The 26,533-nt window shown below is 41.5% G+C and carries 24 protein-coding genes; 9 read left to right on the top strand and 15 right to left on the bottom strand.

Translation table 11 applies throughout. The annotated features are described in order from the left end of the window. Positions 1–118: 118 nt before the first annotated feature. From B5D47_RS08525 to folD, 6 genes are all read right to left on the bottom strand, one after another. Positions 119–775, bottom strand: a complete 657-nt coding sequence (locus tag B5D47_RS08525; protein ID WP_078931413.1) for a thiamine diphosphokinase — start codon at positions 773–775, stop codon at positions 119–121. Between the two features lie 14 nt (positions 776–789). Continuing rightward, positions 790–1,800: an SPOR domain-containing protein gene (locus tag B5D47_RS08520; protein WP_078931412.1), complete on the bottom strand. Its 1,011-nt coding sequence runs from the start codon at positions 1,798–1,800 to the stop codon at positions 790–792. Positions 1,801–1,838: 38 nt separating this feature from the next. Continuing rightward, positions 1,839–2,300 (bottom strand): lipopolysaccharide assembly protein LapA domain-containing protein, encoded by a 462-nt coding sequence (locus B5D47_RS08515; RefSeq protein WP_078931411.1) that lies wholly within the window; start codon positions 2,298–2,300, stop codon positions 1,839–1,841. A gap of 45 nt (positions 2,301–2,345) precedes the next feature. After that, positions 2,346–3,752: a tRNA (N6-isopentenyl adenosine(37)-C2)-methylthiotransferase MiaB gene (gene miaB, locus B5D47_RS08510; RefSeq protein WP_078931410.1), complete on the bottom strand. Its 1,407-nt coding sequence runs from the start codon at positions 3,750–3,752 to the stop codon at positions 2,346–2,348. Between the two features lie 120 nt (positions 3,753–3,872). After that, entirely contained in the window at positions 3,873–4,667 is a 795-nt protein-coding gene (gene folE2, locus B5D47_RS08505) for a GTP cyclohydrolase FolE2 (protein WP_234969984.1), read from the bottom strand. 441 nt (positions 4,668–5,108) lie between these two features. Continuing rightward, positions 5,109–5,990, bottom strand: coding sequence for a bifunctional methylenetetrahydrofolate dehydrogenase/methenyltetrahydrofolate cyclohydrolase FolD (gene folD, locus B5D47_RS08500; RefSeq protein ID WP_078931409.1), 882 nt, complete (start codon positions 5,988–5,990; stop codon positions 5,109–5,111). A 163-nt stretch (positions 5,991–6,153) separates the two neighbouring features. Between folD and B5D47_RS08495 the strand changes: the two genes are divergently transcribed. The 8 genes from B5D47_RS08495 to purA all read left to right on the top strand — a co-directional run bounded on the left by B5D47_RS08495 (position 6,154) and on the right by purA (position 17,195). Further along, on the top strand, positions 6,154–6,756 hold the full coding sequence (locus tag B5D47_RS08495) for a TP0733 family outer membrane beta-barrel protein (RefSeq protein WP_078931408.1): 603 nt from the start codon (positions 6,154–6,156) through the stop codon (positions 6,754–6,756). Between the two features lie 18 nt (positions 6,757–6,774). Further along, positions 6,775–7,956 carry a hypothetical protein gene (locus tag B5D47_RS08490; RefSeq protein WP_078931407.1) on the top strand — a complete coding sequence of 394 codons (1,182 nt, stop codon included), beginning with the start codon at positions 6,775–6,777 and terminating at the stop codon, positions 7,954–7,956. A gap of 20 nt (positions 7,957–7,976) precedes the next feature. Beyond that, positions 7,977–10,439, top strand: coding sequence for an AAA family ATPase (locus tag B5D47_RS08485; protein WP_078931406.1), 2,463 nt, complete (start codon positions 7,977–7,979; stop codon positions 10,437–10,439). Positions 10,440–10,623: 184 nt separating this feature from the next. Continuing rightward, positions 10,624–11,253, top strand: coding sequence for an adenylate kinase (locus tag B5D47_RS08480; protein WP_078931405.1), 630 nt, complete (start codon positions 10,624–10,626; stop codon positions 11,251–11,253). Positions 11,254–11,380: 127 nt separating this feature from the next. Then, on the top strand, positions 11,381–12,976 hold the full coding sequence (locus tag B5D47_RS08475) for an NFACT RNA binding domain-containing protein (RefSeq protein WP_078931404.1): 1,596 nt from the start codon (positions 11,381–11,383) through the stop codon (positions 12,974–12,976). Positions 12,977–13,179: 203 nt separating this feature from the next. Then, positions 13,180–14,061 carry a methylenetetrahydrofolate reductase [NAD(P)H] gene (metF, locus tag B5D47_RS08470; protein WP_078931403.1) on the top strand — a complete coding sequence of 294 codons (882 nt, stop codon included), beginning with the start codon at positions 13,180–13,182 and terminating at the stop codon, positions 14,059–14,061. A gap of 76 nt (positions 14,062–14,137) precedes the next feature. Continuing rightward, the gene (locus tag B5D47_RS08465) at positions 14,138–15,796 is read left to right on the top strand and encodes an AMP-binding protein (protein WP_078931402.1); all 1,659 of its coding nucleotides are present in this window, start codon (positions 14,138–14,140) and stop codon (positions 15,794–15,796) included. A 166-nt stretch (positions 15,797–15,962) separates the two neighbouring features. Continuing rightward, a complete protein-coding gene (purA, locus tag B5D47_RS08460) occupies positions 15,963–17,195 on the top strand; it encodes an adenylosuccinate synthase (protein WP_078931401.1) in 1,233 nt (410 codons plus the stop codon). Between the two features lie 110 nt (positions 17,196–17,305). Here the strand turns inward: purA and B5D47_RS08455 are convergent, their stop codons facing one another. The 9 genes from B5D47_RS08455 to tnpA form a co-directional block, all read right to left on the bottom strand. Continuing rightward, a complete protein-coding gene (locus tag B5D47_RS08455) occupies positions 17,306–18,145 on the bottom strand; it encodes a Cof-type HAD-IIB family hydrolase (RefSeq protein ID WP_078931400.1) in 840 nt (279 codons plus the stop codon). A gap of 32 nt (positions 18,146–18,177) precedes the next feature. After that, complete coding sequence (gene murD, locus B5D47_RS08450) at positions 18,178–19,761, bottom strand: UDP-N-acetylmuramoyl-L-alanine--D-glutamate ligase (RefSeq protein ID WP_078931399.1); 1,584 nt, start codon at positions 19,759–19,761, stop codon at positions 18,178–18,180. Between the two features lie 143 nt (positions 19,762–19,904). Next, positions 19,905–21,035 carry a D-alanine--D-alanine ligase family protein gene (locus B5D47_RS08445; protein ID WP_078931398.1) on the bottom strand — a complete coding sequence of 377 codons (1,131 nt, stop codon included), beginning with the start codon at positions 21,033–21,035 and terminating at the stop codon, positions 19,905–19,907. An 18-nt stretch (positions 21,036–21,053) separates the two neighbouring features. Continuing rightward, complete coding sequence (locus tag B5D47_RS08440) at positions 21,054–22,760, bottom strand: Mur ligase family protein (RefSeq protein WP_078931397.1); 1,707 nt, start codon at positions 22,758–22,760, stop codon at positions 21,054–21,056. Between the two features lie 181 nt (positions 22,761–22,941). Beyond that, a complete protein-coding gene (locus tag B5D47_RS08435) occupies positions 22,942–23,844 on the bottom strand; it encodes a Fic family protein (protein ID WP_200806568.1) in 903 nt (300 codons plus the stop codon). Between the two features lie 8 nt (positions 23,845–23,852). Continuing rightward, positions 23,853–24,050, bottom strand: coding sequence for a hypothetical protein (locus B5D47_RS08430; RefSeq protein ID WP_078931396.1), 198 nt, complete (start codon positions 24,048–24,050; stop codon positions 23,853–23,855). Positions 24,051–24,213: 163 nt separating this feature from the next. Next, complete coding sequence (locus tag B5D47_RS08425) at positions 24,214–24,492, bottom strand: type II toxin-antitoxin system YafQ family toxin (protein WP_078931395.1); 279 nt, start codon at positions 24,490–24,492, stop codon at positions 24,214–24,216. 1 nt (position 24,493) lies between these two features. Next, positions 24,494–24,757, bottom strand: coding sequence for a type II toxin-antitoxin system RelB/DinJ family antitoxin (locus B5D47_RS08420; RefSeq protein ID WP_078931394.1), 264 nt, complete (start codon positions 24,755–24,757; stop codon positions 24,494–24,496). 469 nt (positions 24,758–25,226) lie between these two features. Then, entirely contained in the window at positions 25,227–25,688 is a 462-nt protein-coding gene (tnpA, locus tag B5D47_RS08415; RefSeq protein WP_078931393.1) for an IS200/IS605 family transposase, read from the bottom strand. A 587-nt stretch (positions 25,689–26,275) separates the two neighbouring features. Here tnpA and B5D47_RS11800 point away from each other — a divergent pair. Beyond that, on the top strand, positions 26,276–26,533 hold a 258-nt coding region (locus B5D47_RS11800), incomplete at its 3' end, for a transposase (protein WP_078931392.1).

Below are 26,533 nucleotides of genomic sequence, written 5' to 3'. Positions count from 1 at the left end.
TCCATGTAAAAATGTGATATTATAATTCAATTTATTCTATCATTTTTCAGAGAATGATTCAAACTCAATAAAAAGATATAAAAAATAATTTTGATTTTATAAAATATACTCAATATAATTATTCCGAAAATATCTCAACAAGCAGGACAAACCCTTTCTTTACGCTTACCTGCGCGGTTTGCTCCGGCAAAACTTCATTGCTCGTCGTGTAAATGTATTCGGGACTTACTTTTCCATTTTTTAGCGGATACTTTGCGCCCAAAATATTCAGTCCTTTAACTTTTCCGCAAACAGGAATAATCGAAAAATATCTGCAATTTTTATTCACAAAAACGGGATTTTTTCCAACAATCTGCATTTTTGAAAAATCATCGAGGACAAAAGCGCTGCACTTCCGCTCAAAAAGCCAGATAAGCGCAGAAACATTGACCATAGAATGGTCAAACCGGCCGCCAGTCATTCCAGCGAGCATAAAATTTCTAAAGCCCCGTCCAAACGCTTCTTTTACGGCAAAAAACGAATCCGTGTCATCTTTTTCACAAGGAAGAACAATTGTTTCCGAATTTGTATCAGGTTTTTCAAAAGAATCAAAATCTCCGACAATCAAATCCGGCTCGATTTTCAGCTCTTTTGAATGAGCAAGCCCGCCGTCACAAAAAACAAAAAAATCATCAGGAAGCAAATTTTTTTTTATCTGCTCATAATTTTGAATTTTTGCAGCCCCGAAAATCACGCAACGACTTTTTTTTAAAATATTTTTTTTCAAACCATTCATCTTTCGCCGAAACTTTATTCAAAAATCGGATAACATTCAAAACCGGCATTGCGCAATTCGTTTCCGATTGAGCCTGCCTTATTTTCATCAACTACGACAAGATAATATTTTGTTCCGCTCGGGCGTATTTCTTCGGTAATATGAGGCGAAAAACCTTTTTCTTTCAATTTTAAAACCAAACCCTCTGCATTCGCCTTGTCCTTAAAAAGTCCAAGCTGCTGACGAAGAATTTTCTCATTTTTTGAATCGTTTTCGCTTTTTTCTGAATTCTCATTTTTTGACTGATTTTCCGTTTCAGAACTCTGAACACTTGCAATTTCTGGAACGGAATCTGTTTTTCTTGGAACAAAATACCAAAACGGAGCCGGCAAAGTCTGAATTTCACCTTTTACGATTGCCGATTCCAGACTTTTGGGAAAAGATTTTTTTAATTGAGCTGAATATGTTTCTTCTCCGGTTATGTGCCACAAAGTAAGCAAAACCTGAGGCTGAACTGATTTCATTGAAGGCAAGGATGAATAAGTTTTTAGAATTGCAACAGGTTCTGTAAGCTCAGCAGAAGTTTTTGCCTGGCACAAAATGCTCCACTGTTCATAAAGTTTTATAAAAGCGATTATTTCGGAATCAGAAGAATTTCTGACGGCAGAATTAAGATAATTTTGAGCAGTCGCCCAATCTCCTGCGCTCAAGGCGCAACGCACCGCGTCAAGAACCAGCTGTTCGCTCGATTTTTTCTGCATTCCTTCGGCATCGCCTGCGGCAATTGCCGCCGCCTGAACATAAAAATTCATCGCTTCCTGAAAATTTCCGCTCTGCTCCAAAACGCCGGCCAAAAAAGCATAGCCCGAACGTTTTTCTGCAAGATTTTGCAATGCCGGAACATTTTTTTTAAGATAGATAACAGACTGCTCGAGAGTTTCTTTGCGTGCCGCCTCTTCAGCAATTTTTCTTGCAGTATTTGAATTCTGGGCAAAAACAAAAAAAACGAGGTTAAAAATAAAAAATACTGTAAAAAAACGCTTCATAACTTTCCTCACAAACAGTTTTTCAGGTCGCCGGAAAATTATTTTTCTGTCTTGGCGTTATCAGTTTCCGCAGCAGGTTTTGGAACAGAATTCACGCTGCTGTCGTCTTTTACAGCTTCTTTTGGCCTTGCAGATTTTTTTTCGACTGGACGGCGGATTTTAAAATCAAAAATAGTCTTTTCTTCTTCATGCTGCGCTTTTTTTTCGGCTTTTTCGGCAAGCGATTTTTGTTTTTCCGCTTTTTTTGTTTCCTTTTCGTTTATTTTTTCTGCCGCCTGAGAAATTTCTTTTTTCGACATTTTCTTTTTGAACAGGGCAAAAGGCAACATTACGACAATTCCTGCCAAAAACGACGCAAGAACCGTCAAAAAAACAGGCACGTTGTGAAAATTATAAAAAACAAGGTTTACGTCGCATTTATTCACATCTTCAAGGTTAAAACCGCAAAAAATCGTCACGATTACAAGAAGAATTATTGTTCCAATCAATTTTAAAGGCATATTTTCCTCCATGTAAAAAAGTTTGCAACACAAACTTTTAATTCCCTAATTTATCATAACTCCCTTAAACGTATTCCCGTTCAAGGCTGTCAATTTTACAGTCACAAATGAGCCTATCAGTTTTTTGTCGGCTTTGAAGGCGACTCTCTCGTTTTGCTCAGTTTTGCCCAAAAGTTCATTTTCGTCGTCGCGGCTCACAATATCGGCAAGAACAGTTACGGTCTTTCCAACGCGGCCGCTCATAACTTCGGTCGTATGCTTTAACTGAAGGTCAATCACTTTTTTTAAGCGTTCTTTTTTTACGGCAACATCAATCTGATTTTCAAAACTTGCAGCTGGAGTTCCTTCTCTTGGATTATAATAGTACATAAACGCGCTTTCAAATTTTATTTCGTTCATAAACGAAAGAATGTCTTCAAACTGCTCTTCCGTTTCGCCCGGGAATCCAACCATTAAGTCCGTAATAAGTTCAACGTCCGGCATGGCGCTGCGCAGTTTTTTTACAAGAGCCAAGAATTCTTCGCGGGTGTTTTTTCGGTTCATTCTCCGCAAAATCTCGTTGTTTCCGTGCTGGGCGGCAATATGAAAACCGTGGCAGACATGACTGTCGTTCGCAATCATCTCAATCAATTCGTCGCTAAAATCGTTCGGGTTTGAGGATTCAAAGCGAATCCATCGAATAGAAGAAGCTGTCTCGTCAAGATGAGCGCTGATTTTTTTGAGAAGCTTAGGAAAATTCAACTCTCCGCCTTCTACAGACTCGTCTTTGCAACGGTAAGCGTTTACATTCTGTCCCAAAAGCGTAATCTCTTTTACGTTGCGTTTGGAAAGAAAATCAATTTCCGAAAGAATCTGCTCAACCGGCCGGCTCACTTCGCGTCCGCGCACATACGGAACAATGCAGTAAGTACAAAAATTGTTGCATCCGTGCATGATCGGGACAAAGGTGCTAAACGCCTGTTCTTCGTAACTGATTTTTGGGAAAGTATATTCAGAATCTTCTTCGATTTTAAAACCTTTTTTATGTTCTTCCGCGGCAGAAATTATGTCGCCAAATTTGCTTTTTCCAAAAGTTCCTACAACAAAATCAATAACCGGAAAATCTTTTTTAACGCTGTCCAAAAGACGTTCGGCCATGCAGCCCATCAGGACAACATAAAACGGAACAACACCGTTTTTTTCAACAAACTCAACGGCTTTCTGCATTTCTTCAAGGCGGGTTTTAGCACCAGGCTCTTTGTGACGAATTTTTTTTACGCCGGAATAATATCCGAGCCGGCCAAAAATACGATTTTCGGCAGAACCGCGCACAGAACAGGTATTTATAACAACCATGTCCGCAAGTTCCGGCTCCTCCGCCTTCGACCAGCCTCGGCTAATAAAAAGCTGCTCAATTGCGGCAGATTCCGCAATATTCATTTCACATCCATAAGTTTCAAAAAAATAAGTCATAATCCTAATTATTTTAGTAAATTTTCATCAACTTGAGAATACTAAAAAAAATACGTGGCAGAGCGCACAAAAAACACTCAAAACCACGTATTTCCTTCCAAAACACAATTTTTATTTTAATCAGCAGCTTCCAAATTCTGCGCAAGCATAAGCGTCATGAAAATGAATGCTTTCGTAATTCGTGCATTCAACCTTAAACCAGGCAAATCCCATTTTTTTAAGTCCAAGATAAACTTCCCGAACCATATCTTCTACAAAACGCGGATTTTCGTAAGCATGTTCGGTCACAAACTTTTCATCCTGACGCTTCAAAACAGAATAAAGCGGTGTCGAAGCGCAATTTTCAATCATTTCGATGATGTCTTCAATCCAAAAAAAATCCGAATACAAAACTTTTACTTTTACGCAGCCGCGCTGGTTATGAGCGCCAAATTCGCTTATCGCCTTGCTGCAAGGACACAAAGTTGCCACAGGAACTTCAATTCCAACAAAAAATTTAGAATCCACTCCTTTTTCCAGCCTCTCGCTTTCGCCTTCGTAAGTGCAATTGTACTGCATAAAACCGCTGGCACCGGTTACAGGGGCATTTTTTTCAATAAAATACGGAAAACTTATCCTTCCAAAAGCTCTCTGCGCATCAAGTTTTGCACGAATTTCTTCGAGCATTTCCAAAAAATTCTTCATCGAAATGTCAGAATGATATTTATGGAAAACTTCTATGAACCGGCTCATGTGGGTGCCCTTAAAATCGTGCGGCAAATTAACAAAAAGATTCACACAGGCAGTTGTATTCTGCACTTTGTTGTTTTTATCCAACACCTGGACAGGATATTTTACATTTTTTACACCAACTTTCTGTAACGGCACTTCCCTGGTGTCAGGCGAGTTTTGAACATCAATCATATTCTTTACCATAATTTTTTATTTGGGCACTACCGGCAGAGCCGGTCGCTACGTTCCGGGTTCCGCTTCCGCTCCATGGGGCTGTAAAAAACTTATCAAAAAGCAAGAACGGTTTTAAACCAGCTTTTTATTTTTAAGACAGCCCCACGCTGCGCGCCCTGCACATCGCTAGTGCAAGTGCGGGTTCCGAAAACGGAACCCGCCGACAATTGCTTCGCAATTCTCGTTTTATTTTACTGAAGCTGCTCACTTCGTTCCGCAGCTTCAAGAGTATTGGCGGGATTTCGCTTCGCTACACCACGCGGGATTTCGCTTCGCTACACCACGCCGACAATTGCTTCGCAATTCTCGTTTTATTTTACTGAAGCTGCTCACTTCGTTCCGCAGCTTCAAGAGTATTGGCGGGATTTCGCTTCGCTGCACCACGCCGACAATTGCAGAGCAATTGTCGTTTTATTTTACGTCGGCAGCGTTTTCCGCTGCCTCCAATGTATTGTACATGAGCATGGCGATTGTCATTGGGCCTACGCCGCCTGGAACCGGGGTTATAAAGCTTGCTTTTTCTTTTATTGCTTCAAAATCTGTATCGCCAATCAAGCGGAAACCGCTCTTTTTTGTCGCATCTGGAATTCTGTTTACACCTACATCGATTACAACAGCTCCTTCTTTTACCATGTCGGCTGTTACTGTATGCGGATGTCCAGAAGCGGCAACGATAATATCAGCCTGCTTTACGATTTCTGCCATATTTTTTGTTCCAGTATGGCACATTGTAACTGTACAGTTTATTTCGCGTCTTGCAAGCAAAAGAGTTACAGGTTTTCCGACTATATTTGAACGTCCGATTACAACGGCATGTTTTCCAGAAGTTTCGATTCCCATTCTCTTGAGCAAAACAATAATTCCGTGCGGTGTGCATGGCAAAAATGCCTTTTTTCCAATTACCATTTTTCCAACATTCACCGGATGAAAACCATCAACGTCTTTTTCAGGACTGATTGCCATAATCACCTTATCTTCATCAATATGCTTAGGCAAAGGCAACTGAACCAAAATTCCATGAACAGAACTGTCTTTGTTCAGTTTGTCAATCAAAGCCAAAAGTTCCTCTTCTGTCGTATTTTCTGGTAAAATTTCGGAGCGGTCGGTCATGCCGGCTTCTGCAAGTGCCTTGCGTTTTCCAGTTACATAACTTACTGATGCAGGATTTTCTCCAACGAGGATAACGGCAAGACAAGGCGTTATTCCTTTTGCCTTCAATGCGGCAACTTTTTCTGCAACACCAGCACGAACTTCAAGCGCAATCTGTTTTCCATCAATAATTTGAGCACTCATTTTTTACCTCCAAAAACTCCGTAAAATTTTTCGTAACCTAGCGGCACAAAGACGGTTTTTGTACTGTTAATTAAATATTGAAAAAAAAGCCTTATTAGGTTAATCTTTTCGATAAAACTATATATATTTTTTAGCAATTTTTCTATTAAATTTGGAGCATAAGATGAAAAAATTCATTGCAATTTGTTGCACTGTTTTTTTATTTTCAACTGCGGTTTTTAGTCAGGAACAAGACGAAGATGATGACAGATTTGCCGTTGAATATAGAATGAACGAACCTGGCGATCAATTCATAAATATTGGACTTATGGTAACATTTCCGCTCAATTTTGGCGGCGATTTTCCGCTCTACCGCGAAGGTCAGCTTTCGACTGGAGGAGCAGGAACAATCGGTTACCACAGATTTTTAACTTCATGGTTTGCAGTCGGTCTAGATGTAAGCTTTGGATACAATCCGACAATCGGCGAGAATATGTTTACTTACGTACCGTTCGTATTCTGCTTTACCGTACAGCCAACTATAAAAAAATTTGAATTTCCAATCACAATGGGAATCGGAGCAGCTGTCGAAAGTTATCTTAACCGCACGTATTTTCCAGGTCTTACACTTAAGCCGGAAGCAGGAATTTTTTACCGCGTAACTCCAAGCTGGTCATTCGGCATAAAAGGAAATTTTATGTATCTGCCTCAGTGGTATGAAGATTCAGAAAACAACGACCACGGCAATTTTTCTTCTGTCGTAATAGCAGCAAGATACCACTTCTAAAAAAACGGAAATAAAAAAATGAAAAAACTTTCAAAAAGCATAATTTCAGTATTTATTTTTTCTGCCATCTCACTTTTTACTTCGTGCAACGGTGTAGTTTTTGACACAATCCGCGAAGAAGTAAAACTTTCGGACGCACAGATTCAAGGCACGATTCATTCTCTTATCCGCGTAACCGACAGTTCTGATTCAAAAGAATATCTTTACTTGTCGGCAAACCCTGTCGTATGGAAAAAAGATATAGACAATGCCGTAAAAAATGGCGGAACATACGTGGCAGACGAAACAGATCCGACAGACTACACAACTTCCGAACACGGACACTGGAGCACAACTTCAAGACCGGGAAATAATTATGTAAGACTTGCCGCAAACCGCAATGGAGAAATCTATTCTCTCTCGTCAATTGTAAAAGAAGTTACAGACGACGGCGAAATGGAAGAAATTTCAAAGGAATTAAAATACCTCGACACTTCAGACAAAGACGCACTCTGGCAGACTGTTACTTTTGACGACGAATCCATCACAAGCGAAATAAGTTTGGCTTCATCGATTTTCTGTACAAACACTCCAAAAAACGAAAACCGCTACGCTTTTATAAGAATCGATGGAAAAATTTACAAGCTCGAGGGAGGAAAAGCAACCTTAATAGAAGAAAGCAGTGAATATAATTTTACGTCAGGAGACAATTCAACTTCAATCTACTCAAGTGCAAGCGGAGTTTCTACTTTTGACGGAATCCACTTCTTCTTTACAGAGTCTGCCGCAATCACTTCCAACGAATCTTATAATTCAGGCGCAACAATGATTTACTACGCAAGCAGCACAACAGTCTACTACAGGGCGGCCGGAGATTCAGGATGGACAGCGGTATCTTGCGACTCAAGCGCAATCCGTTCCATTGCCGTTACAAAAGACAAACTTTTGCTTGGAACTACAAGCGGTTTAGACAATACAGCTCTTAACGGAGGAAAGCCGACAGGTTCTGCGACAACAATCTCTGCCAACGCAACTTCGACCCTGTCTTCTTCGTACACTGTTCCGATACTTTTGACAATCGACCCGACAAAATCAGACACAGCCACAGATATTTACGCCGCATCGAATTTTGAAGGAAACCCTTCTAGCACTTCTGCCACACGCAAAAATGCAAGTTTGTGGTCTTATTATCCAGCAAGATCAAAGTGGAACCGCGAATAATTTTGTGCTAAACTCTCTTTATGAGTGATTTGTTTGACGCTTCAAAAACACAAAAAGAACCTTTGGCTGCAAGGCTCCGTCCCAGAAATTTGGACGAATATATCGGTCAGGATCATATTGTCGGAAAAGGCAGGCTCCTGCGCCGCGCAATTGCAGCCGACCAGTTAACCTCTGTAATTTTTTACGGACCGCCCGGCTGTGGAAAAACAACTCTTGCAAGAGTAATTGCAAATCACACAAAATCAAACTTTATTACGCTAAATGCCGTTTTGACCGGAGTCGCAGAAATTCGCTCAGCAATAAAACAGGCAGACGATTATTTTAAGCTTTACGGAAAACGTACAATTCTGTTCGTTGATGAAGTTCACCGCTGGAACAAGGCCCAGCAGGACGCTCTTTTGCCTTGGGTAGAAAACGGAACGATTATTTTAATCGGCGCAACAACAGAAAATCCGTTTTTTGAAGTAAACAAAGCCCTTGTTTCGAGAAGCCGTGTCTTTCAATTAAAGCCGCTCACAAAAGAAGACCTTTTTAAGGCCGCAAATTTTGCCTTAAACGAAGTTGAACGCGGATACGGACACTGGAACGTTGAATTTGAAAAAGGCGCTCTTGAGCATCTCGTGGACACTGCAAACGGAGACGCACGCTCTCTTTTAAATGCCCTGGAACTTGCCGTAGAAACAACGCCGGAAAAATGGGATCCTTACAACGCAAATCCTGTTCCAGCCTGGGGTTCGACGATTTTTATCTCAAAAGAAACCGCAGAGGAATCGATTCAAAAAAAAGTTGTCCTGTATGACCGCGATGGCGACTATCACTACGACATAATTTCCGCATTTATAAAATCATTGCGCGGAAGAGATCCGGATGCGGCAATGTACTGGCTTGCAAGAATGGTGCGCGCCGGAGAAGATCCGCATTTTATTTTCAGGAGGATGCTTATTTCCGCCTGCGAAGACACCGGACTTGCAGATCCAAACGCAGTCTGCATTGTCGAAAACTGCGCCCAGGCTTTTGACCGTGTCGGGCTTCCAGAAGGACGGTATTTTCTGGCTCACGCAGCGCTCTATCTTTCGACCTGCCCAAAATCGAATTCGAGCATGGCATTTTTTGACGCGCTTTCGAGCGTTGAAAAAGAAGATGCCGAAGTTCCAAACCACTTAAGGGATTCTTCGCGCGATGCAGAAGGTTTTGGACACGGAAACGGCTATCTTTATCCGCACGCTTACCGCGACCACTGGGTTGCCCAGCAGTATCTTCCGTCGGAACTTGTCGGAAGAGTATTTTACACGCCGACATCCCAAGGATACGAAGCAAAAATAAAAGAAGACGTCTTGAGCCGCCGGGAAATTCAAATTTCTGCGATTTTGGAAGGAATTGAACCCGAAAAACCGGAATCTGACGTTTCGTGCGGAATGCATCCTCTTCCTCATTTTGCAACAGACTTTGACAATCCAATCGGTGAATGGTGGATAAATAAAAACTTTGACAAAAATTCGACCACAAAACCAGAAAACCTGACCTTTACTCCAAAAAATGAACGCCGGGAAACAGCCCTCGACCGTGCGGACAAATCCTGGAAAAGCAGGCTCGACTCCAACCGGGCGGAAATTCTTACAACAATCCGCAACGCAATGATTCAACTTGCGGATTTGAGCCGGCACACAAGAAGCCTTGTCTGGAATGCGGACGACGGACTTTTAATCTGGGAAGTAAGCAGAAAAACTCCGGAAGGCGTAACGGCTGGACTTTGCTCAAACCTGCGCGGACTTGAAATTCTTGAACAGTATGGCCGCACTCTCGACGATTTGGACCGCCCTGTTTTAAAACTCCGGCCGGAAAGCCTCGAAAATTACCTGAGCATGCAGGTTTTTGCAAAAATTCTTGAAGAATACAACGAAAACGGAATGATTTTTGACAGAATTTTCTTCAGAGATCCATTTAACTGTCAGGACAGCGTGGACGTTCTTGCAAGCGCGCTCAAAAATCTTCCGAAAAACCTTGTGGCAGACGGCCAGCAGATTGTAATTTCGCAAAGAATTCCTTCAAAAGGACAGAAAATCTGGGAATTGATTTACAACCAGGTTTTGACAGAGAGCACAAGAAACGCTTACGAAGTAATCTTAAAAAAAATGGAAAACGCCGAAAAAGAATTTTTTGGCAACGAAGAAAATCCACTTTTTGACTGGAACGAAAATTCAGTAAAAACCGCCTTTGAAGAACAGGGATTTTGTGTAAAATCTGCAACAAAAGTGATTACAGAAAAAAGGCGGATTACAGAAACAGAAATAAACCGCTGGTTCGATGCAGAAAACTCTTCTTACGGTTCGGCAATGGCAAGAGAAATCGGAACGGAAGATTTGGCAAAAATCAAAAATCTTTTGACCGCTGCCTGCCAGAACACGCTTTTTAACTGGAATACGACAATTGAATTTTTGACGGTAAAAATTCAGGCAGATACAACGCAAAAAAAAGGTCTTTAAGTTAGGAAGATTTTTTGATATATTAGAAAAGCGTTAGTGCATGGAGTTGTGGCAAAGCCAGCCACCGCAGGGAGCGCAACTTTGTTGTGCGACCGAGGAGGCCGAGGGTTACCGAGCAACGTAACGCACGACCCGAGCGCAAGCGAGGGGACGCCCATTTTACAATAATTTTTTGGAGAAAACGATGAATTTTATTTTTTTAGGACCTCCAGGAGCTGGAAAAGGAACTCTTGCAAAGGAAGCAGCAAAGGCTTTTAACATTCCACACATTTCGACAGGCGACATTTTCCGCGAGAACATTAAAAACGGAACTGAACTTGGCAAAAAAGCAAAGGCGATTATTGACGCCGGCGGTTTGGTAAGCGACGAAATTACAATCGGTCTTGTAAAAGACAGACTTTCTCAGCCGGACACAGCAAACGGTTATATTTTGGACGGTTTTCCACGCACAATTCCTCAGGCAGAAGCGCTCGAATCTTTTGCAAAAATCGACGCTGCCGTAAATTTCGACATTGCAGACGAAGCTGTTGTTGAGCGTCTTGGTGGCCGCGTATGCTGCAAAGACTGCGGACAGATGTACCACGTCAAGTTCAATCCGCCAAAAGTTGAAGGAAAATGCGACAAATGCGGCGGAGAACTTTACACCCGCGACGACGACAAAACAGAATCAATTCAGAACAGACTCGTAGTTTACAGAAAATCTACAGCTCCGCTCATTGATTTTTACAAGGAAAAAGGAAACCTCGTAGACATCGACGCGCGCCCAGCTCCAGAAAAAGTTCTCGAAGAATTCAAAGCAAAATTTAAAAAATAAATTTAAGAGGGCTTAAGCCTCAAAAATTATAGCCGCTTAAGCTCAAACTACTTATTGCCGTACAGTTTGTTCTGTACGGTAATAAAAGTTTTAGACATTTTTTTTCAAACAAAAAACCAACCTTTTTATGTCACTCAACTGTAACGAAATCGATTTAATCTTAAAAGAACTGGATTTGACAGGCTCGTTTATTCAGGAAATTGTACAGCCTTCATTTGATTCTATTGCGCTTTATACTTACAAACCCGGCGTTCCAAAAACAGTTTTTATCTGCCTTGCCGCAGGCGAATGCAGGCTCAACGAAGTAAAAAGAAAAATTCCCAAAAACGAAAAACCTCTGCGTTTTAACGAAATTCTTCGCTCAAGAATAAAAGGCGCAAAAATTACAGAATGCAGACAGCTCGGCAAAGAACGGATTATAAAAATTTCAACATACCGCGAAGGTCCGGTTTACGTAATGCCTGCCGCCCAGGAAAAATTTGCAAAAAAGAAAAAAATCCAGGCCGAGGAAGACGGAATTGAAGAATTAAATCTTTACATAAGGCTTTGGTCAAACGCAGGAAATATTTTTTTATGCAATAAAGAAAATGTGATTTTTGACAGTTTTTACCGCCGTCCTGCAAAAGGCGAACTTTCGGGCGAAATCCTCGTTTTGCCGGAAATTAAAAATTTGACGGATTTGACGGAAAAAGAAAAACTCGAAGAAGAAAAACTCAGCCTTCAAAAATTTCCAGTCCGCGATTTTAATCAAATCCAAAATTCTTCGGAAAATTTAAAAGGCTTAAAAGACAAAAAAAACAGCGGACAAACCTCAAAAGAACTTTCATTTAACGAAAAAGTCGATTTATTCTATTCTCAAAACGCTTCACGGACTTCGACCGAAAAACTGCTCGAACAGGCAGAAAAATGGTACAATTCGCACAAAACAAGGCTCGAAAACGCGCTCGAAAAACTTGAGCAAAAACGAAGCGATTTTTTAAATGCAGAACAATGGAAACACTGGGGAGATTTAATTCTTTCCTACAGCTATATGTTTACAAACGGGCAGGCTTCTTCCGGCTACCTCGATTGCGAAGACTTTGAAAACGGCAAAAAAGTCCACATAAAAATCGACCCGAAAAAATCAGCGCACGAAAACGCCGCAAAATACTACGAAACTTACAAAAAACAAAGCCACGGTCTCGAAGATTTGGAGCACGACATACTCCTCTCAAAAAAACAAATTTCCGAACTCGACCAAAAATACAATTCAATGCTCGCAGAAAAAAATCCCGTCAAACTCGAACAGCTCCTGCGCAAACAGCAAAAACCGCGGCAGCAGGAACAGAGCGAACGGCCGGGACTTTCTTACGAATTAAAAGGCTGGACCATTCTTGTTGGACGCGATGCCACAGAAAACGACGAGCTTTTGCGCCATTATGTAAAAGGAGCAGATTTGTGGTTTCATACGCGCGATTATCCGGGAGGCTATGTCTTTATAAAGGCAAGGTCAGGAAAAACAGTTCCGCTCGAAATTATGCTCACCGCCGGAAACCTTGCGGTTTATTACTCAAAGGCGCGCAAAAACGCAGAAGCCGACCTCTATTACACACAGGTCAAACACCTTCGCCGCGCAAAAAACGGCCCAAAAGGACTTGTTCTGCCTTCCAACGAAAAAAATCTTCACATAAAAATGGATTCTGCAATTTTAAGGCAGCTGGAAGAAAATCAGAGCGAATTTTAACTTTCGGGCGTCCGGGCTGACCTTGCCAGGACAGCCCGCCGGGTCTTTGCGTTATAAAATTGCCGCGCAATTTTTCCGTTCAGCCGCGCAAGCGCGTCCGAACCGCTTTCGCGGCTAACAGCCCCTGACGCAGTTTTTTCCGCAAAGCACAGATTTTTTCAAAATATAGATTACAAAACATTTTTCTGTTAAACTCAAAAACCATGAAAATCAGCGAAATCTTAAACTCTAAAAAAGTTACCATATCTTTTGAAATTTTCCCTCCAAAAAAACAGGAGGCTTTTGATTCAGTAAAAAAAACCGCGCTTTCTTTAAGTTCTCTCAAGCCGGATTTTATCTCAATAACGTACGGAGCAGGCGGTTCAACACAGACAAACACTTCTGACCTTGCACAGGCTGTCGAAAATTCAGGAACAGCATCTCTTGCCCACTTAACTTGCGTCCGCTCGACAAAAGAACAGCTTTTGCAGACAATTCAAACCCTCAAACAAAAAAACATAAACAACGTGCTTGCCTTGCGAGGAGACTTGCCAAAAGACACTTTTGAAGGCGAAAACCTTTTTCCTTCAGGATTTTTCCACGCTTCCGACCTTGTCCCGCTCTTAAAGCAAAACGGATTTTGTGTAGGAGGAGCATGTTATCCGGAAGGACATCCGGAAAGCTCAAACCGCGACACAGACATCGAAAACTTAAAGCACAAAGTCGAAGCTGGAGTCGATTTTTTGACTACGCAGATGATTTTTGACAACGATATGCTTTATTCATTTTTGTACCGCCTCCAGTCAGCAGGAATCCACGTTCCTGTTCTAGCAGGAATTATGCCGATTACAAACGCAAACCAGGTAAGCAAAATGGTAGACCTTTCAAATGCATACATTCCGCGCAAACTCCTGTCTTTTTGCGACCGTTTCCGGCACGACAGCGAAGCTATGAAGCAGGCAGGAATCGCTTATGCCACCGACCAGATTATAGATTTAATTTCAAACGGAATCCGCGGAATTCACATTTACACGATGAATAAACCAGAAATTGCAGAATCAATCGTAAAAAACGTAGATTCAATCATAAAAGCTGTAAATAAATAAGTTTTTCTGCAACCTTTAAAAAAATTCAGTGTCTAATTAAAAGAACGCACATTTCAATATATTTTAGGACTAAAAAATGAACTTTTACAAAGATTTCGTTCAGGACGAGACAGTATACACTGATTACGAAGATTTAAAGAAAAATTTTAAACTTAAGATTCCAGCAAATTTCAATTTTGCCTACGACATTGTAGACCGCTATGCGCAAACTGTTCCTTCAAAGCTTGCAATGGTTTGGTGCGACGACACTCTCGAAAGCCATCATTTTACTTTCAGCCAAATTTCGGAACGTTCAAAACAGACCGCCGAATTTTTAAAGCTCCACGGAATCAAAAAAGGCGACACGGTTATGCTTATTTTGCGCCGCCGCTACGAATTCTGGTTCTTTCTGCTTGCACTGCACAGAATCGGAGCAATTGCTGTTCCTGCAACAAACCAGCTTTTAACAAAAGACATTGAATACCGGACAAATGCCGCCGAAATCAAAATGATAGTTTCGTACGAAGATGACGAGGTTCAGACAAGAATTGAATCTGCCCTCAAAAATTCACCGACAGTCAAAAATATTGTAACAGTCGGAAAAAATCGCGACGGCTGGCTCAGCTACTACGACGAAATTGAAAATTTTAAAGCCGAAGATTTTGATTCAGAAAGCGACCGCCCGACAAAAAACAGCGACACAATGCTCGTTTACTTTACTTCCGGCACAAGCGGAAACCCAAAAATGGTTCAGCACAACTTTACCTACCCTCTCGGACACATTGTTACTGCTAAATACTGGCAGAACGTTATGGACGGAGGACTTCATCTTTCGGTCGCAGAAACCGGCTGGGCAAAGGCTATGTGGGGAAAAATCTACGGACAGTGGATCTGCGGTTCTGCGGTAATGGTTTACGACATGACAACTTTTTCGCCGTCAAAAACAATCGAAATCATTTCAAAATACCGAGTTACAACTTTCTGTGCGCCGCCGACAACTTTCCGCTTCATGGTTAAAGCAGACATAAAAAAATACGACCTGTCAGCCTTAAAGCACATTGTGACGGCAGGAGAAGCCCTTCCTCCGGAGCTTTACGAGAAAGTCTACGACGCAACAGGCCTCGAAATGCACGAAGCATTTGGTCAGACAGAAACAACTGTTCTTGCAGGGAACTTTCCTGGAATGAAAATAAAACCAGGCTCAATGGGAAAACCTGCTCCTGGCTATGATTTGGAAATTGTCCGGCCAGACGGAACAAGATGTCCTCCAAACGAAGAAGGCTCGATTGTCCTCCACCTGCACGGTCAGCGCCCGACAGGACTTTTTTCCGGCTACTACAAAAATGAAGAACAGACAAAAAAAGTATTTAATGGAGACGACTATTACACCGGCGACGTTGCATATTACGACGAAGACGGATACATTTGGTTTATAGGACGCAAAGACGACGTGATAAAAACTTCCGGCTACAGAGTAAGCCCTTTTGAAGTAGAAAGCGTGCTTCTTTTGCATCCAGCGATTCTTGAATGCGCGGTAACTGGCGTTCCAGACGAAAAACGCGGCCAGGCAATAAAGGCAACCGTTGTTTTAAACAAAGGCTTTGAACCTACAAAAGAGCTAAAACTCGAACTTTTTGAGTTTATGAAGTCAAAGACGGCGGCATACAAACATCCTCGCATAATCGAATTTGTCGAAAGCCTTCCAAAAACAATTTCCGGCAAAATCCGTCGCGTAGAACTGCGGGAAAAAAACTGATTTTAATCGGCGTACAGGCAAAAACAGCACAGTCTTTTCCTGTTGCGCCCAGTTAATGTCTTGTTTAATTGAATAAGAACTTTTTTTATGATAAAATTAGTGCCGTTTGTGAGAACCCCTTGCAGAGGCGACACAAATTTAGTTTTTTGTTTTGCAGGAGCTTTTTATGAAGGTCGTTGTAATTGGTGCCCAGTGGGGTGATGAAGGAAAAGGCAAAATCGTTGATTACCTTGCCGAAGATGCTGAATACGTTGTTCGCTACGCAGGCGGTCCAAATGCAGGTCATACAATCGTAGTTGACGGAAAACAGTTTGCTCTTCATCAGGTTCCGAGTGGAATTCTTTATCCAAACAAATCTGTATTTTTAGGTGCTGGAATGGTTATCGATCCAGAAGCGCTTTTTAACGAACTCCAGATGCTCAAAGACAACGGAATCAACTGGGAAGGACGCGTTTTTATTTCTGACCGTGCACACATCATTCTTCCACGCTACCGCAAAATGGACAAAGAGCGCGATTCTCAGCGCAAACGCCCGATTGGAACAACAGGCCGCGGAATCGGAATCGCCTATTCAGAAAAATCACAGCGCGATGGCATTCGTCTTGCAGACCTCGACTGGAAACAGAAAATGGATGAGTTTGAAGGCGAAGATTTAGAATTCATCAACAAATACAAAGACCAGCTTATCAAAATGCGCGTTGACCTTACTCAAAAAATGTACGAATACCGCAAAAGCAACATTCTTTTTGAAGGTGCGCAGGGAGCAATGCTCGACATTGACTCAGGAACATATCCTTATGTTTCTTCGGGAGCTTCATGCTCTGCCGGAGCCGCAACAGGTTGCGGAATCGGTCCTCATGATTTAGACAAAATATTAGGCGTTTTTAAGGCTTACGAAACACGCGTAGGAAACGGTCCAATGCCGACAGAATTCAACGATTCGGACGAAGCAGAAAGCGAGCTTTGCCGCAAAGTACGCGACACAGGACGCGAATACGGAGTAACAACAGGAAGAGCGCGCCGTTGCGGTTATCTCGACCTTGTCGCATTGCGCTATGCCTGCCGTGTAAACTCAATCGACAGCCTCGTTTTGACACACCTCGACATTTACGATCCAATGGAACAGATTGAAGCCTGCATTGCCTACGACATCAACGGAAAAATCGTGACAGACTTCCCGGCAAATGTTGAAGACATGGAAAACGCAAAACCAGTTCTCCAGAAATTTACAGGTTGGAAAAAATCCCTCAAAGAAATCCGCAAATATTCAAAACTTCCAAAAGAAGCACGCGAATATGTTGAGTTTATCGAGGACTACTGCAAAACTCCAGTCGGAATAATCTCCGTAGGATACGAACGCGACGAGACATTCATCCGCAAAAATCCATGGAAAAAATAATTAAAAACTGATAAACAAAAAAATGGGCGTCAAAGATAAAAATTGTCTTTGGACGCCCATTTTTTATCGACATTCGCGGTAAATAACAAAAAATCTTAACCAGCAAAATTTTACAGAATATATTTTTCTATAAAGTCTGCAACACCGTCATCGTTGTTTGTTTTTTCCGTCACAAAATCCGCAATATTTTTTATGTGCTCGTTTCCGTTCACCATTGCAACTCCGTAACCGCATTTTTCAATCATGCTTTCGTCATTCATGCTGTCGCCAAAAGCAAGAGTCGTGCTGTGGTCAATGCCGATAAAAGAAGAAAGCCATTCAATCGCCTCGCCTTTTCCACAATCCGGTGGCAAAATTTCCAAAAAATAAGGTTTGCTCGTAAAAATTACAGCTTTTTCACCAAGGCTGGCCTTCAATTTTTTTTGCAGTTCCTGAATTTTCTCAGGTTCTCCGGGAATCAGCATTTTAAAAAATGAATTCTGGTTTTCAAGCAAAAATTTTTCAAAATCTGGAGCTTCCTCTCCATTTAATCCGCACATTCTGACATCGCGCAAGGTCCAGTCCGTCTCCTTGCTGTAAAAAACCTTGCCGTCAGAATAAACTTCTGTTTCAAAACCTTCTTCAACAGCAATTTTATGCGCTTCCAAAAGGACTTCTCCGCTCACAGTTTTTTTGTAAATCTGAATGCGCTTGTGCATGTCAAAAATAGAGCAGCCGTTTATTGCAATTACATATTTTCCGCTTTCCAAGGCAGCAATATTCAGTCTGCTTACAAAAGGCTTGATTCCGTCTTCTGCCCTGCCGGAACACAAAACAACGTAAATTCCGCGCTGGGCGCATCGCTTTAAGACTTCGACATTTCTGTCGCTTATCTTGCGCTCGTCGTTCAAAAGAGTGTCGTCCAAATCAAGGGCGATAAGATTTACATGCAGTTTTCCGGCGTTTTTCATAGCTGTTATTTTCTCCAGGACTTGTCTTGCGTTTATATAAAAATCTCGCGGACTTTTTCCTTAAACTGATTTCCGCGGTCAAATTCGTTCGTAAACATTCCAAAACTCGTAGAGCCAGGACTAAAAACCACCACCTTTTCGCCAGAACAATTTTTTGACAAAATATCGTTTTTTAGAGACCTAAGCATTTCATCAAGATTTTTAAAAGGTCCGTTAAACGAAATATTCGCCCTGTTAAAATCGCAGATCATCTTGTCGCTGGCACTTCCTTCAAGCATATAAATCGAAGAAGGTTTAAAAGCCGTATTTTTAGAAATCGCATCGGCAACAGGACTTAAATCAAGTCCCTTGTCCGTTCCGCCAGTCAAAAAAACAACAGGTTTTCCAAAAGCCTGGGTTGCTTCTGCCGCCGCTTCCGGCACAGTCGCCGCACTGTCGTTGTAAAATTTAAAAACACAGGAATTTCCCGACTTATATTTGACCGTGTACGAATGAAAAAATTCAAGACGATGTTCAATTCCGTGCCATTTTCCCAAAATCTCGACAGTCTGCTCCGGAGCAACACCCATAAGCTCAAGAACAAGGGCGGCATTTAAAACATTAAGACGCATATGTTTTCCGGGAACAACAAGTTCCTTCAAAATTGTGTCAGTTGTCTTTCCGTGCCCTTGCGCATAACGGCTCAAAAGTTTTTCCGGCAGACGGCAGATTCCATTTCCGTTCTTATCCTGCCATACGCCAAAAACGCCTTCCGGCAATTTTGACTTAGAATATCTCAAAACCTGGGCCTTTGTTTCTTTTGCAAAAATATTTCCCCAGTTGTCAATCAAAGTTCCGCCGTCACAAGCCGCATCGTCATCAAAATCAAGAATCGTAAAATCGTTCTTAGTCTGGTCAGCGTAAATCAGTTTTTTGTCAGCGACATAGGCAAGCATCGAATGATAAAAATTCTGGTGGTCAGGAATAATTTTCGTAATGATCGCAATGTGCGGTTTTAGAGCCTTTCTTCCGTGCAAGTCGGCAAGCTGCCAGCTCGAAAGTTCAAGGACAACAGGAGTAGTTCCGCTCGTTTTTTCAAGAAAAGTCAGCGGACTTACAGTAATATTTCCGCCAAGGAAGGCTTCAAAACCAGCTTCCCTCAAACCGTAGTAAATTGCGCTAACAGTCGAGCTTTTTCCCTTAGAACCGGTAACCGCAATAATCGGCGCCTTTGTAAAATGCAAAAACAGGCTGATGTCCGTTTCAATCGCCTTTGCAGCAGCCAAAAATTTATTTCCGTCGTATTTTACACCTGGATTTTTAATTACACAGTCCGCATTTTCAAAATCTTCGATTTTATGCTCGCCAAGACGGTATGTAAGCCGGCTTTTATCAAGATCCCGGTCTTCCGAAATCGATTTTATTGTCGGAGCAAGCTGTTCAGCCGTCTTCATGTCCGTAACAAGAACGTAAGCTCCATGTTTAAGCAAAAAACGCACGCTCGCTTCGCCGCCACCGTTGAGGCCAAGCCCCATAACAACAACGTGCTTTCCGGCAATATCCTCGATTTTGTCAAAAAAACAACCTTCCGGATAAATTTTCGGAACCGGAGGAAGAGGTTCATTCAAATCAGCCATTTTTTGCCTCCAATAAAATTTTTAAGACGGGCGTTTCCTGCCATTTTGGCAGGTCGCGTGTTGCGTGGTTTCATTCCGGTGCAAAGCCCCGGAACGGCACAGCCGCCACTCCACCCGCTAACGCAGAAATTTTTCTAAAAAAATCAGCGCGATGTCTTTAATTTAGAAGCCGCTTCAAATTTTGACAGGGCTTCGTCCATCAAAAGTTCGGTCAGCGCAGTAAAATCAAGACCAAATTTTGCGCACATCTTCGGGAACATCGAAATTTGCGTAAAACCAGGCATTGTATTTATTTCGTTCAAATAAATTTCAGAAGAATCCCTGTCCATAAAAAAATCAACACGGCTCAATCCGCACAAATCAAGAACAGCAAACGCTTTTTTTGCCAAATTCCGAATTTCTTCCAATTTATCATCTTCGAGCCGCGCAGGAATCAAAAGCTCAGCGCCGTCAGGATCATTGTATTTTGCATCGTAATCATAAAAATCATGCTTAGGAGCAATTTCTCCAGGACCATAAGCCGTCAAAACCTCAAAACTTTTCTGTCCATCACAGATTGTAGGATTTCCAGTTACAGAACATTCAATTTCGCGGGCGTTTACAGCCTTTTCAATAAGAATTTTATCGTCCCAATTAAAAGCATCAATAATTGCGCTGTTCAAATGACGCAGGTCAACGGCAAGATTAGCTCCGTCAGACGAACCTGCAGAACAAGGTTTTACAAACATCGGAAAACCAAGCTGTTTTTGGGCATTTTCCAAAATTTCATCGTATTTTTTCCAGTCAGCAAGGTCGCTTCTTCTTACGCAAATTCCAGGAACAACAGGAATTCCGGCATTTTCAAGCACAGCCTTTGTTTTTTCTTTGTCCATCGTAATTGCAGAACCCAAAGGACTACATCCGACGTAAGGAACGCCAATCATTTCAAAAAGCCCCTGAATCGTTCCGTCTTCGCCAAAAGTTCCGTGCAAAACCGGAAAAACCACATCGCACGGAATTTCGCATCCGTTTACGACAAAGGCTCTTTCCTTTCCGCCGCCGGGAATTGCAAAAACCTCATTTTTTGTGTCTTCGGTTATTTCAAAATGAGATTTTTCATCGTTTCTGATTCTTTCTAGCTCAGTTTCCGGCTGCAAAAACCATTTTCCGGTCTTTGTAATTGCAATCAGGGTGATTTTATGTTTTTTGTCGATATTTCTAGCAACAGAAGCCGCAGAAACCAGAGAAACCTCGTGTTCGCCAGACTTTCCGCCGTAAATAACAGTCACATTCATTTTTATTTTTTAACTCCTCTAATTCGCCTTGTAGCCCATTTCTGCAAGGGCCTTTTTTGCTTCAGAAATTTCATCGTAAGGATGAGGCCCGTCTTTATAAATGATTGAATTTTCATGGCTTTTTCCAAGCAAAAGAACAATATCGCTTTTTTGGGCCATTTTAAAAGCCTGACGAATTGCCGACGGACGGTCAGCAGTTATAAACAAATCCTTATTCAAAATTTTTCCTTCTTTTTTTGCACCAACAGCAATCTGTTCAAGAAGAGCAACGCTGTCTTCACCACGCGGATCTTCATCGGTCAAAATCACAACGTCGCAAAAACGAGCGGCAATAGCGCCCTGCAAAGGACGTTTTTTTAAATCGCGTTCACCGCCAGAACCAAAAAGACTTATAATTTTTCCAGAAGCGCGTCTTTTTAACGGCGGAAAAATAGTCTCAAAACTAGAAGGAGTATGGGCGTAATCCACGATAACTTCAAAAGGCTGGCCTTCATCAATTTCCGTCATGCGGCCTTTTACAGGCACAAGTTCAGAAACCTTTTCTGCAACTTTTTCGAGCGGAGTCGAAGTCAGACGGCTCACGGCAATCAAAGAAGCCATAATATTGTATGCGTTAAAAGCACCAGGAAGAGAAGCCTTGATATGTATTACGCCTGCGGCAACAGGTTTTGAATTTTTATCGACAAGATTCGGCTCAACAATGCTAAAAGAAAGCCCATAAGCCGCGCTCGCAATGTTACGGCCAACAAGATAAGGAATGGAAGGAGGAACAGGAGGAAGAGGCTTTTGTTCTTCAAGACCAGCAACAGCCTGTTTTCCGGCCTTGCCTTCCGTTGTAAAACCAATAACCGGCTGTTTTGTAGCTTTTATAAAGAAAGAGGCAGATTCGTCCTCGAGATTTACAATTCCAAAAGAAGGAACAGTAACTTTTTTTCCGAGAATAGTTTTTTGGTGAGAATTTTCATCAAGTTTTCTAAAAAGATTAGCCTTGTCGTCGCGATACTGCTCAAAAGTTTTATGAAATTCAAGATGCTCGAGAGTAACGTTCATAAAAACGCCACAGTCAAAATCAATATTTCCAGTGCGGTTGAGCTTAGGAGAAAGACCATGGCTTGAAGTTTCAATTACAGCATATTCACAGCCGTTCTGAACCATTTGAGCAAGATAATTTTGAATTACAGGAGCTTCAGGAGTTGTAGTATGCTGAGGATTAGCAAGGGCTTCATCGCCAACAGAATATTGAACGGTAGAAATAAAGCCAGCCTTATGACCGTTAAGACGCAAAAGCTGCCAGATAAAACTTACAGTTGAAGATTTGCCTTCAGTGCCAGTAACACCGATAACGCCGAGTTTTTTAGAAGGATAATCAAAAAAACAGGCTGCAACAGGCGCCATAACCTTACGGCTGTCCTTTACGCGCAAAAAAACAGGTTTATTCTTGGAATTTTGAAGGGCGTCATGAATTTCCAAAGCCGTTTTTTCATCAAAATCGTCCTGAAAAATAACAGCAGCCGCGCCTTTTTTAATGCAGTCACTGATAAAAATATTACCAGTAGTATGAGTTCCCGGAAGCGCAAAAAAAAGCGACCCCACAGAAACATCGCGACTGTCAAAAGCAAGGTTAGAAATTACACAGTCCGAAGAAAGGATACATCCAGTTTTTCCGTCACCTTCCACGGAAATATAGTCAAAAGAGCCCAAAAGCTCCGAAAGATTCTTAGCCATAATATTTTTATTTTACCGCTAAGAAATGGTTTCTTCAATGGGAAAAATAAAGTTGAAAAGAAAGACGTGTGTAAAAAAAAAGCTTCGGCAACAAAATGTTACCAAAGCCGTTGAGTTTTGATTTAGGCCGGTTCATATACAACCAGTTCCAGAGCGGTAATTGGTAAAAAATTATCTTGAATTATTCATACTTGATTCCGAAATAATCCAAAATCGCTTTCATTGCATCCTGGCCGGTGAGGCAGGTATCCCGTAAATAGACTCGTTCAGTTTTCCAGTTCTTAATGCCACGGTAATAATACATTTTAAGTTCCTCTGTAATTATAAAAGGAACAATGTTATGCTTAAGGCATTCTTTAAACATAATCAGACGACCAACACGACCGTTTCCATCCTGGAATGGGTGAATAGATTCAAAACGCACATGAAAATCCAGAATATCATCAAAAGTGATTTTTGTTTTTGAATTATATTCTTTAAGCAGGGATTTGATAGCACCGGCTACTTCTACAGGTTTTGTAGTTTCACTCCCACCTACTTCGTTTTCCAACATTTTATAATCCCCTACCCTGAACCATGATTTCTGGCTGTCTGTTGTACCGGATTTCAAAATAAAATGAAGCTGCTTAATGAAACTTTCCGTAAGTTTTGTATGAGCACCTTCAATTATAAGGTCAATACAACGAAAGTGATTTACGGTTTCAACAATATCATCAACCTTTACAGCTTTATCTGTAACACCAAGAGTTTTTGTTTCAAAGATATAACGGGTCTGGTCATGAGTAAGATTTGAGCCCTCAATGTGGTTTGAGTTGTAAGTAAGGTCAATCTGGATTTTATGGTAAATACCGCCCTTAAGGCCGGCCTCTTTTTCTCGTTTTAGAAAGGTCAGAAGAGTTTCTTCTGCAGAAGAATGCCGAGGCTTTCGCTCCGGTTTTTGTGCGGTAGATGGAATCTTCCAGATTTTTCCTTCCAAAAGAGCACCTTCAACACGCCCATGCGCACAATAATTGCGCACACTGCGCTCGCTGATTTGCCAGTTTTGAGCCGCTTCTTCTACAGAAATGTAATAAATCTTACTCATAGGAAAAATTATAGCATGGTATCGGCAAGATACAAAGGCAATACACGCTTAATTTTTACAAAGTTATTTTGCCGATAAAAACCAACTTGCCGTTTCTTTTTCATTGGTTCAAACGCATCGTAATTCAGTTTTTTCTGATATTCATCTTTTCTAACTGCATCTGCAACAATAATGCGACAGGTAAGTTGAACACCGCGTCCTGACATTATGACTTTAAGATTCGGGATCAACTTTTTCAGCTCCGGAATATTATTTATGAAAAACTCGTGGTCTTTCCGGGGAATGAACTCCGCAATGTAAAGGATTATGAAATCACTAGAATCGTACTTTTATTTTGAGCGGAGCGGAAGTTTTTTTTGTTCAACTATTTTATTTACCAAACAAATCGGAGTGGGAACCAGTTGCTGTGGCAGAAAGAATAAGTTCGTTTTCAAAAATCTGATACATCAAAAGCCAGTCGGGTTCTATATGGCACTCCCGAAAGTCATTAAGATTTCCTGTCAGCCGGTGGTCTTTGTATTTTTGCGGCAGCAGATTTCCGGAAGCAAGAAGGTTCAAAACTTCAACAAGTTTTTCTAAATTCCTGCCTCTTTTCTTCATCAGTTTGGCGTCACGTTTCATTCGATTTGTATAGACAATCTCGTACAAATCAATCCTCCAGCATAGAAGAAACCGCCTCTTGTGCAGTTTTAAAAGGTCCGTGCAGATTTGTACGATTTCGGCTGTCAGAAACCGCCGTTTCCAATGAAAGCGGATCAGTCTTATGCCTTACATCAAAAGGAAGTCCATTGTTTTCTATTGAAGAAGCAAGAAAAATACGGACAGCCGTTGAAGTGTCCATCCCCAGCGATGAAAAAAGGGCATCCGCTTTTGCCTTTAAGGAATCGTCCACACGCAATTGAAGTGTTGCCATAACATACCTCTTAATTACAAATTAAGACATTTTTATTGAGTTGTCAACACAAACATCTCTCACAACTGAATGTATGCCCCTGAACTTTCTTCACAAACTCGTAGTCGATTGTGCGACGCAAACCTTCCTCAAGTGAAACTGGAGCGGCAAAGCCCGTCTCTGGAACTCTTGACGACTTGAAGTAAGTATTCGTGCAAACAACTTTGCTTACAGAACTTTTTTACACGGATTGAGTTGATTGCGTATCCGTCAATTCTAGCCTAAATTATTCTAAAATAGCGCATTTTATAGAGCACTAAAATTTATTAGATAAAATATCAAATAAATAATCACAAACCAACCGTCAAACGGGTGGTTTGAACACAGCCTATAAGGCTCGGTTCCCAAGCTGAGACTTAAGTCCCGGCTTTCACTGACGTTCAAGTCTATTGCAGATTGACTCGTCGCAGCCCCTGAAGGGGCGTTCGTACTACTTACTACCCTTGAAAGGGTCTTCGTATTCTTTTGTCGTAAGTTTATCCATCGCTATATCGTGGGCTTCCTGCTCTGCGATATATTTCCGAATTGTAGCCTCGTTGAGCCCTACCGTGCTCACGTAATATCCCTCACTCCAGAAATGCCTATTACCGAATTTGTATTTCATATTCGCATGCTTGTCGAAAATCATCAGACTACTCTTGCCTTTCAGATACCCCATGAATTGCGACACGCTGTACTTCGGTGGTATACTTACGAGCATGTGTATGTGGTCTGGCATGAGATGACCTTCGATTATCTCGACTCCCTTGTAACTGCAGAGCTGCCTCAGTATCTTGCCGATACTTTCCTTGTACTGACCGTATATTGCCTTGCGGCGATATTTCGGCGTGAATACTATATGATATTTACAGAGCCATTTTGTATGGCTCAGCGTGTCTCTGATATTTGCCATTTACTTTCCTCCTTGGCGTTACGCAATAGACTTGAACAACCTATTGTACACCTTCGAGGAAAGTTTTTTTTGCTATAAGCATTTCCCCACCACCCGCATAGCAGGTGGTTTATTGTGAAAACATTCCGCTTCGCTACATGTTTTCACCGGCTCACGAGCCGTAAAGAAACGACCACAGCATAAAATATGCAAATGGTCGTTTTTTTTAATAGAATCTTATAAATTAATAAACAATTTGATACAAAGTGATTGTAGCACAGTCAGAGCCATAAGCACCACTACTATCTTTTGAATAAGTTGCTTTTAGTGTATGTGTTCCTGCTGACAAAGTTGTTTCTATAGTTCCACTCTTGTCTCCAGAAACGGCATTTAATATCGTATTACTGTCAAGGGTTACAGTAAGTTTATCATAACCAGATTCACTGCTTACAGACCATGGAATAGAAACATTTACACTTTCTGGTAAAGTAATTGTCCATGTGGTAGTTGCAGATGTATTATTCCGCCCTTGATTATTTGAAAGGATACAATAAAAGTGCAGTCGAAAAATACCTAAAATTTTACGAAAATAAAGAGAGGTATTTCGAATGCAAAGGTACAGCAAAGAATTCAGGGAAGAAGCAATTTCGCTTTCAGATGAGATTGGACCAAAGAAGGCAGCACAGCAGCTGGGCATAAACTACGCAACCATAATTGACTGGAGAAAGAAAAGAAAAACAAAAGAAAAGAAAGAAAAATCAACAGAAGAACCAAAAACTGTCGAGGAACTGCAGAAAGAAATTGCAGAATTGAAAAAAGCCAATGACATACTGAAGGATGCCCTCGGTTTTTTCGCACTAGACCGG

The organism is Treponema berlinense (assembly GCF_900167025.1).
Lineage (GTDB): Bacteria > Spirochaetota > Spirochaetia > Treponematales > Treponemataceae > Treponema_D > Treponema_D berlinense.
Note: the sequence above shows the minus strand (reverse complement) of the source record. Positions and strands in the feature narration are given on the sequence as shown.

What these genes read in the sequence shown, in the direction of transcription:
- B5D47_RS08525 (WP_078931413.1), bottom strand. Translation starts at nt 775, where the DNA reads ATGAATGGTTTGAAAAAAAATATTTTAAAAAAAAGTCGTTGCGTGATT.
- B5D47_RS08520 (WP_078931412.1), bottom strand. Translation starts at nt 1,800, where the DNA reads ATGAAGCGTTTTTTTACAGTATTTTTTATTTTTAACCTCGTTTTTTTT.
- B5D47_RS08515 (WP_078931411.1), bottom strand. Translation starts at nt 2,300, where the DNA reads ATGCCTTTAAAATTGATTGGAACAATAATTCTTCTTGTAATCGTGACG.
- miaB (WP_078931410.1), bottom strand. Translation starts at nt 3,752, where the DNA reads ATGACTTATTTTTTTGAAACTTATGGATGTGAAATGAATATTGCGGAA.
- folE2 (WP_234969984.1), bottom strand. Translation starts at nt 4,667, where the DNA reads ATGGTAAAGAATATGATTGATGTTCAAAACTCGCCTGACACCAGGGAA.
- folD (WP_078931409.1), bottom strand. Translation starts at nt 5,990, where the DNA reads ATGAGTGCTCAAATTATTGATGGAAAACAGATTGCGCTTGAAGTTCGT.
- B5D47_RS08495 (WP_078931408.1), top strand. Translation starts at nt 6,154, where the DNA reads ATGAAAAAATTCATTGCAATTTGTTGCACTGTTTTTTTATTTTCAACT.
- B5D47_RS08490 (WP_078931407.1), top strand. Translation starts at nt 6,775, where the DNA reads ATGAAAAAACTTTCAAAAAGCATAATTTCAGTATTTATTTTTTCTGCC.
- B5D47_RS08485 (WP_078931406.1), top strand. Translation starts at nt 7,977, where the DNA reads ATGAGTGATTTGTTTGACGCTTCAAAAACACAAAAAGAACCTTTGGCT.
- B5D47_RS08480 (WP_078931405.1), top strand. Translation starts at nt 10,624, where the DNA reads ATGAATTTTATTTTTTTAGGACCTCCAGGAGCTGGAAAAGGAACTCTT.
- B5D47_RS08475 (WP_078931404.1), top strand. Translation starts at nt 11,381, where the DNA reads ATGTCACTCAACTGTAACGAAATCGATTTAATCTTAAAAGAACTGGAT.
- metF (WP_078931403.1), top strand. Translation starts at nt 13,180, where the DNA reads ATGAAAATCAGCGAAATCTTAAACTCTAAAAAAGTTACCATATCTTTT.
- B5D47_RS08465 (WP_078931402.1), top strand. Translation starts at nt 14,138, where the DNA reads ATGAACTTTTACAAAGATTTCGTTCAGGACGAGACAGTATACACTGAT.
- purA (WP_078931401.1), top strand. Translation starts at nt 15,963, where the DNA reads ATGAAGGTCGTTGTAATTGGTGCCCAGTGGGGTGATGAAGGAAAAGGC.
- B5D47_RS08455 (WP_078931400.1), bottom strand. Translation starts at nt 18,145, where the DNA reads ATGAAAAACGCCGGAAAACTGCATGTAAATCTTATCGCCCTTGATTTG.
- murD (WP_078931399.1), bottom strand. Translation starts at nt 19,761, where the DNA reads ATGGCTGATTTGAATGAACCTCTTCCTCCGGTTCCGAAAATTTATCCG.
- B5D47_RS08445 (WP_078931398.1), bottom strand. Translation starts at nt 21,035, where the DNA reads ATGAATGTGACTGTTATTTACGGCGGAAAGTCTGGCGAACACGAGGTT.
- B5D47_RS08440 (WP_078931397.1), bottom strand. Translation starts at nt 22,760, where the DNA reads ATGGCTAAGAATCTTTCGGAGCTTTTGGGCTCTTTTGACTATATTTCC.
- B5D47_RS08435 (WP_200806568.1), bottom strand. Translation starts at nt 23,844, where the DNA reads ATGAGTAAGATTTATTACATTTCTGTAGAAGAAGCGGCTCAAAACTGG.
- B5D47_RS08430 (WP_078931396.1), bottom strand. Translation starts at nt 24,050, where the DNA reads ATGTCAGGACGCGGTGTTCAACTTACCTGTCGCATTATTGTTGCAGAT.
- B5D47_RS08420 (WP_078931394.1), bottom strand. Translation starts at nt 24,757, where the DNA reads ATGGCAACACTTCAATTGCGTGTGGACGATTCCTTAAAGGCAAAAGCG.
- tnpA (WP_078931393.1), bottom strand. Translation starts at nt 25,688, where the DNA reads ATGGCAAATATCAGAGACACGCTGAGCCATACAAAATGGCTCTGTAAA.